A 387-nucleotide genomic window follows, 5' to 3' on the forward strand; every position below is an offset into this window, starting at 1 on the left:
CGCCTGGTACGCCGAGGCCGTGAACTACGTCATCGAGGGCGGCATCATGGGCTCCACCAGCACCGACGCCCAGGTCTTTACTCCCAACGGCACCGTGACCCGGGCCACCGTGTACCAGACCCTCTACAACATGGAGGGCAAGCCTGCCGTGACCGAGGCCGCCACCTTCACTGACGTGGCCGGCACCTGGTACGCCGACTCCGCCGCCTGGGCGGAGGACACCGGCCTCACCACCGGCGACGGCACCGGCGCCTATGCCGGCGACCGGGCCGTGACCCGCGCTGAGCTGGCCACCATCTTCGCCCGCTATGCCGAGGTGAAGGGTCTGGCCACCACCGCCGGCGACCTGAGCACCTACGCCGACGCCGCCTCCGTGGCTGACTGGGC

At 70.8% G+C, this 387-nt stretch carries 1 protein-coding gene; it reads left to right on the plus strand.

Going from position 1 to position 387, the window contains the following annotated elements; translation table 11 throughout:
• Window positions 1–387: S-layer homology domain-containing protein (locus ACTNBK_RS17195; RefSeq protein ID WP_441147918.1), on the plus strand; the 387-nt coding region annotated here is incomplete at both ends.

Origin of the sequence: Intestinimonas sp. HCP28S3_D6 (assembly GCF_052065695.1) — a bacterium.
Classification (GTDB): Bacteria; Bacillota; Clostridia; order Oscillospirales; family Oscillospiraceae; genus Intestinimonas.